This window comes from Clostridium sp., from assembly GCF_016650095.1.
Lineage (GTDB): Bacteria > Bacillota > Clostridia > Clostridiales > Clostridiaceae > Clostridium_AD.
The window spans coordinates 1-6,978 of sequence record NZ_JAENWL010000188.1; the positions used below are offsets into that span (position 1 = coordinate 1).

5 protein-coding genes and 1 pseudogene are annotated in these 6,978 nt (G+C 26.3%); all 6 read left to right on the plus strand.

Features of this window, described 5'->3' with window-relative positions:
- A partial coding sequence (locus JJE11_RS11565) for a hypothetical protein (RefSeq protein WP_291635736.1) occupies positions 1-192 on the plus strand: 192 nt, incomplete at its 5' end.
- A 103-nt stretch (positions 193-295) separates the two neighbouring features.
- Complete coding sequence (locus tag JJE11_RS11570) at positions 296-2,101, plus strand: DUF262 domain-containing protein (protein ID WP_291635738.1); 1,806 nt, start codon at positions 296-298, stop codon at positions 2,099-2,101.
- Complete coding sequence (locus JJE11_RS11575; protein WP_291635740.1) at positions 2,094-4,343, plus strand: DUF262 domain-containing protein; 2,250 nt, start codon at positions 2,094-2,096, stop codon at positions 4,341-4,343. Before JJE11_RS11570 ends, JJE11_RS11575 begins: the two co-directional genes overlap by 8 nt.
- Before the next feature lie 210 nt (positions 4,344-4,553).
- A pseudogene (locus tag JJE11_RS11580) lies at positions 4,554-5,221 on the plus strand (MFS transporter).
- A gap of 691 nt (positions 5,222-5,912) precedes the next feature.
- Positions 5,913-6,131 carry an MFS transporter gene (locus JJE11_RS11585; RefSeq protein ID WP_291635742.1) on the plus strand — a complete coding sequence of 73 codons (219 nt, stop codon included), beginning with the start codon at positions 5,913-5,915 and terminating at the stop codon, positions 6,129-6,131.
- Between the two features lie 65 nt (positions 6,132-6,196).
- Positions 6,197-6,358: a hypothetical protein gene (locus JJE11_RS11590; protein WP_291635744.1), complete on the plus strand. Its 162-nt coding sequence runs from the start codon at positions 6,197-6,199 to the stop codon at positions 6,356-6,358.
- Positions 6,359-6,978: the final 620 nt, after the last annotated feature.

The window sequence follows — 6,978 nt, forward strand, 5'->3', positions numbered from 1 at the left end:
GTAGCTAGGGTTAGTACTGATAAAAGCATTGTTGATATAATTTTTTTCATTTTTTCAATCTCCATGATTAATTTAGTTTCTGTTACTGTTTATAGTAACAATATGAATGTTACTATAGACAGTAACATTCATATTGTCAAGAAGAACTTTCAAAAAAAGATCTTTTTTGAAGATGTTTGTTTCACTAATTGAGTATAAAAGAGTAATAGAATTTATTTTTTATGCATTTATATCATTAATTGTGCTATACTTTTAAAGATAGTTTAATAATTATTTAAAGTTATGAGGAGTTCCAATGGCTGAACTAAAATTAGTATCTATATTGAGTTTATTAAAATTCAATTTTTTTATCCCTTCATATCAAAGAGGCTACAGATGGGAAACTAGACAAATTATAGATTTGCTAGAAGATTTGGTAGAATTTAGTAGCCGAAGAAATATGAATGAAGGAGAATTTTATTGTCTACAACCTTTAGTGGTTATGGAAAAAATAATTGATGATGGTAATTTATTCTATGAAGTAATAGATGGTCAGCAGAGATTAACAACGCTTCATATCTTATTAACTTATTTAGAAAAAGAAATAAAAGATGCCAATTTATTAAAGGATTGTGATAATTTATATTCAATAACTTATGAAACAAGAGATAAAGAAGGGAAAAGCAGTAAACAGTTTTTAGATAATATTTCAAATACTGGAAATATTGAAGATGATAATATTGATTTTTATTATATGAGAAAAGCTTATACTACTATTGAGAATTGGTTCAAAGAAAAGAAAATAAGTCGTATAAAATTAGTAGAGTCACTATTATTAGAAGATATAAATGATAAAAAAATTGATACCGAAAATAATGTTCGATTTATTTGGTATTTGTTGGATAATAATGAAAATGAAGATTTAAACAAAATTTTTAATAGAATTAATATGGGAAAAATCAAATTAACTAGTGCAGAACTTATTAAGGCTATATTTTTTATTAACAATAATGGAACGGATGAGGAGAAAGAAAAATATCAAACTAAAATAGCATATGAATGGGAAAAAATTGAAAATGAATTAGAAGATAATAATTTTTGGTATTTTCTGAATGGCAAAAAAAATGATAATCCCACAAGAATTGGATTCATTTTTAATTTAATAGCCAAAGAATATGAAAATTTAGTCAAAATAAAAAATAATAAATCTACAGACCTCTATTATACTTACTATATATTTGATGGGATCTTGAAAGAAAAGCTATTAAACAAGGCTGAATTGTGGGAAAAAGTAAAAAGGTATTCTAATATATTGAATGAATGGTATAATAATCGAGAATATTACCATTTAATTGGATTCTTAATTATTTTAGGTTTTCCTATCTCCAAAATATTAGAAAGCTCTAAGTATACTAAGAAAGCAGAATTTTCTATTTATTTAACAAAAATAATAAATGAATACTTTTCTGAGGAATTAAATAAAGCTAATGTTATCGCTATTGGTGAATTAAATTATAAAGATAATTATTATTTAATAAAGAATTTATTACTATTATTTAATATAGTATCAACCTTAGAAAGCAAATATTTAGTATTTCCATTCGAATTATATCTAAAAGAGAACTGGAGTTTAGAACATATTCATGCTCAGAAATCTGAAGCTTTAAAAAATAATGATCAAAGAGAAGCTAGGTTAAAATCCTTACGAACTTTTTTTGATAATTCTAATAATGCTTCAATCTTAGAAGAAATTGATGAAGTTTTATTAGAAAATCCAATAAATGTTGATGATTTATACAATATCGAAAAAAAAGTATTTGATATATTTACAGATGATAGAGATTTTATGGATTCATTAGGCAATATGGCATTGCTTTCTCAATTAGATAATTCAGCTCTTAATAATAATATTTTCCCAATAAAAAGAAATATTATTATAGAATGGGATAAGGTCGGAAATTTTATTCCTATTTGTACAAAAAATGTATTTTTAAAATATTATAGTTCTGATGTAATAGATAATTCAAAATGGGATATGAAGGATCGTTCTACATATATTATAGAAATGAATAAAAAACTGGAAAAATATTTACCTAAAGATATGGAGAACACAAATGGATAATGTATTTAGCTTTTGGAAGTTATTAACAGATTATAAAATTGAAATTCCAAAAATCCAAAGGGGATATGCTCAAGGTAGAGCTATTCCCAAAATTGAAAAAGATATTGTTTTACCCTTTCTTGAAAATTTAAAAAAATCACTTATGGAAAAACAAAAAATGAACCTTGATTTTGTATATGGAAAAACAAATAACACAGGGATAAAAAAGGTTATTCTTCTTGATGGACAACAACGTTTAACTACACTATTTTTATTACATTGGTACTTGGCTATAAAAGAAAATAAATTAATTGATAATAAAGACATTTTAAAAAAATTTACTTATGAAACCAGACCTACTACTACAGATTTTTGTAGAAATTTAGTAACTGAGAGCATAGAATATTCTATTCTTGATAAAAATAAAATAAGTCATACTCTTAGTAATACTATTAGAGATTGTAACTGGTATTTTATGGTATGGAAAAAAGATGCAACAATTGAATCAATGTTGCATATGTTGGATTTAATTCACCAAAAATTTAATGACATAGATGAAGAATTGTTTGATACACTCATATCCGAAAAATTCATTACTTTTAACTTTTTACCTTTAAATGATTTTAACCTGACAGATGAAATATATATTAAAATGAATGCTAGAGGAAAACCATTAACAAAATTTGAAAATTTTAAATCTAAATTTGCTGAACTATTAGACGATATTAGAATTAAAGGAAAACTCGACAACGAGTGGATGAATATATTTTGGAAATTACAAAAAAATAACATAGATCTGGTTGATGACTCTTATTATAAGTTCTTTGAGGTATGTACATTAAATTTTTATACAGAAATTAATACATTAGAAGAATCTCAGTTAAATTCATATGATTTATTCGACATTTATAATGAAGTTTATTTGGATAAAAAATATTTGAATCAAATAATAATTATATTAGATCGTTTATGCGATTATGATGATGATAAGCTTGTAATAAATGCTTTATTTCAAATTAAGGATAAAACTAATAATCCTCCAGATTATGCGAGAAAGTTATATTTTTACGCTATATGTAAATATTTATTTTTGATTAAATCAAATGATGATATTAATAAAGTACTATACTTTAAGTGGTTAAGAGTAATATATAATTTAATAGATAATACTGTTATTGATGGGACAGATGATTTCCAAAAGGCGTTAATTTCAATAAATGATTTAAGCAAACATATAGACAATATTTATGAGTATATAAGTAACGCTCCAGGAACCATAAAGTACTTCTTAAAATCACAGAGAGAAGAAGAAAGTATAAAAGCTCAATTGATAATAAATGATAGTGATTGGGAAGATAAGTTAGTAAAAGTAGAACGTCATATTTATTCAGATGGCACGCAGGGGTATTTTAACGGACACATAGGATTTGTTTTAAAATATTCGTTATTGGATGATGGTTCGTATGACATGAATAGTTTTGAAAAATACGCTAAGAAATTACTATTATTGTTTGGTTCAGACTTTAAAGACGCTAATAATTTTCTTTTCCAGAGAGCCTTATTAGCTAAAGGTGATTATCTTGTTGATATTAATAGAAATCGTACATTTTGTACGTTTAGTGACTCCATAAGAATTAATACATATGGTTGGTATAAAGTTTTTGATGAAGAAAAACCTTCTAAAATTCTTAAATTATTATTAGATGATATCTCAAACGATAAAATGGAAGAAAGCCTACTTAAAGTGATAGAGCAATATTTAGCAGATAGTAACAATCTTCTAAAAGATTGGAGGCGTATAATAATAAAGAATCCAGAAGATATTACTTATTGTGAGAGTAACTTTATTAGATATACTCCACATTATTACGATATAAATAGCAATTTATCAAAAATATATTTACTTTCTAAAACCCAAATGAATGGTAGGCACAAAGACCTATTTAGTTGGAATTTCTTTAGAAATATATTAATTAATGAAAAATATTTATCCTTTAGCCTAGAGTATCAAGATAGTATTTCCTGGGAACCCTCAAACATTGTGTTAAAAGATTATTATTATAATGATAAATGTTACTATTTTCACATGTTTTTAACATTTAAAGACTATGAACCTAATTATTATCAAATTATTGATAAAAATGATTCAAGCCCATGGAAAGAATTAATTAATAATGATTATAAAAATATCAAAGAAGAAGATGTTGTAAGAAAACTTAAAGAATTGGACAAATTACTGTTAGATTTACAAGTAAAGAGTTAAAGTAATTTATTTTATAATACTTAAGGAATTGTTATTAACAGCTAATTGTTCCATACGCAAATGCACAACTTGTGCATTTGCGTGTTCAGGCCAATAAGTTTGAGCTACTATTTACTGTGATCTGCCATTCATGTGGACTCATTAATATTGAAGATAATTTACTATGCTTTTACCTATACATTATTTTCAACTGTTTATACATTTGTAATAGTGCCTTACAATGCTCTTGTTAGTGAAATGAGTACTGAATATAAAACAAGAACAAGCTTATATTATGTAAAAATGGCCTTTTCTCAATTTTCTGCACTTATTGCTATGTTATCCCTAGCTACATTGTTAACAACTTACACAGAGACAACCAAGAACAGGGTTTTAGGCTTGTTGGTTTAATATTTGGTATAATTTATGCTATTCCTTGGGTAATCGTCTATTTTGGTACTTTTGAACAACCTGGATTAATTAAAAATCAAAAGACTTTACCAATTAAAGAAAATTTTGCTCAACTGAAAACACTACTTGAAAACAAAACTTTTAGAATTCATATAGGTATGTATCTTTTAGCATATGTTTCCATGGATATTTTATCAGCATCGTTTATTTACTATACTACTTATTATTTAGGAAGACCTGATAAATTCTATTTCTATCCATGCATTTTTCTATTAAGTCAATTAGGTGCATTAGGGTTTTATATGCATATAGCAAATAAGATTGGTAAAGGAAAAGCATATAGAATTGGTGCCATTATAGTTGTAATAGTAATGCTTGAATTCTTTTTTATATTAGACGACAAAACTCCAAATTCTATTATATACATCATGTGTATAATAATGGGAATAGGTTTTTCTGTGATTATTCCACGTGTTAAGCACCAGTGATATCTTGTAAAGCACCGATTCTACTCAAATGTATAAATAAATGACTTCCTCCATAGAGCACCATCAATATCCTTAAGAGCACCAGTCTAATAATTAAGATTCTTCAATAAAGCACCATTAAAACTGCAAAAATTCTTTCTCCAAGCACTTTATCAAATTGTATGAACATCCACCAAAAGCACCAGTAATATTTATTAGAGCACCACCTAATCTTTAATAAAATATTCATTGAGTACTAGTAATATTTATTGGAGCACCATTGAAACGAGATAAAATACACAGTAGAGCACCTGCAAGAATATCTTTTGGAGCACTATTTTATATTGCTTTTTTGTTCATTCAGCACCAGTATTGCCATTGTACTAAACTATGTATAAATCGATGAAGGAATGAGCCTACTAGCTACACACAGGACTTAGTATTAGTCTTACCTTACTGGTAGTTAAGATCTTAATAAGTGGCATCTGAAGAGGATACTATTCAACTATTTTTTATACAGGTGACACAAAAAGTAAGGCTCCAAAAGATTAGGTGCTGGAAAATAAGTAAGTACAATTACTAATAAAGCTAGTTCTATCAAATTTAGATCAGCAAACATGAGAAAAATGCTAAACCAATAATATATTTAGAAAAAGTGGTGCTCTACTGAATATTTGGTGGAGCTCTTAGCAATATTAGTGGTGCTCAACCCATGCATCGGTGGTGCATTTCCCGTGGAATAATCATTGCGATAATTCCAATGCCTTGGGCAATGTTACCTGAATCATATGATGTAGAAATACTTTGTCATGGTAAAGATAGGTCTGGAGCCGTTTCTGGTATGTTTACACTTATTAGAAAACTCATTCAAGCAGTTGTATTTGGGCTATTTGTAATTGCACTAGGACTTATGGATTTAATGGTGCATTAACAACACAAAGTCCTTCTGCAATAAGGGTAATTAGAGTATCATTTACTTTTGTATCTTTTATATTAATGATTTGTGGAATCTTTCTAAGTTACAAATACAAAGTAACTCCTAAGGATTTTCAAATTGCTTGTGAAGAAATTAAAAGAATTAAAAAAGGTGGTAAAAAAGAAGATATTGATATCGAAAATAGAAAGATTATTGAAGCTTTAACAGGACATAAATATTAATATTTATTTAAAAGACTATACATTTACTTTTTTATGGCAATTATGCTAATTTACTGAGACCCTTATCTTAAGGATAAGTGGGGAAATAATCTTAACGGTAACACTATTACATTTATTGAGTGTAACATATCAGTAAAGACGCTCGCTTATTATTTCTTAATTTTTCATACAACTTTAATATCAGTATTATATCTTTTTATATAATTATGATATCAATTTATTTAGTTTAAACATCAATGATTATTAATTAAATAGCTGGTAATTTCGTTTTAAAATATTATTAATCAATAATTTTGTTTCTACATTCTATATATCATTTAATAATAATAAAAGAGATCTGAAAAACTTCAAATCTCCTTAAATTTATCACCTATTCAATAAACTGTTGTACTTTCAAATTGAAATTGACTATCGAACAACAGCATAAAGAACAGGTATATTTTTTAATATTTAATTTATATTAATTATCTTTTAGTAATAGGGTTACCATAATAAGCAGCAGTATAAAGCATTTTTACATCTGCAACAGTTGGATCACCAGGGTTTGTTAATGTACAAGGATCATCAAATGCACGTTGACTCATTCTATCAAGTACTTCAATGAATTTAGTTTCATTGAA

Bases quoted from the DNA above. Each gene is read 5' to 3' on its own strand.
- JJE11_RS11570 (WP_291635738.1), top strand. From the start codon at position 296: ATGGCTGAACTAAAATTAGTATCTATATTGAGTTTATTAAAATTCAAT.
- JJE11_RS11575 (WP_291635740.1), top strand. From the start codon at position 2,094: ATGGATAATGTATTTAGCTTTTGGAAGTTATTAACAGATTATAAAATT.
- JJE11_RS11585 (WP_291635742.1), top strand. From the start codon at position 5,913: ATGCATCGGTGGTGCATTTCCCGTGGAATAATCATTGCGATAATTCCA.
- JJE11_RS11590 (WP_291635744.1), top strand. From the start codon at position 6,197: ATGATTTGTGGAATCTTTCTAAGTTACAAATACAAAGTAACTCCTAAG.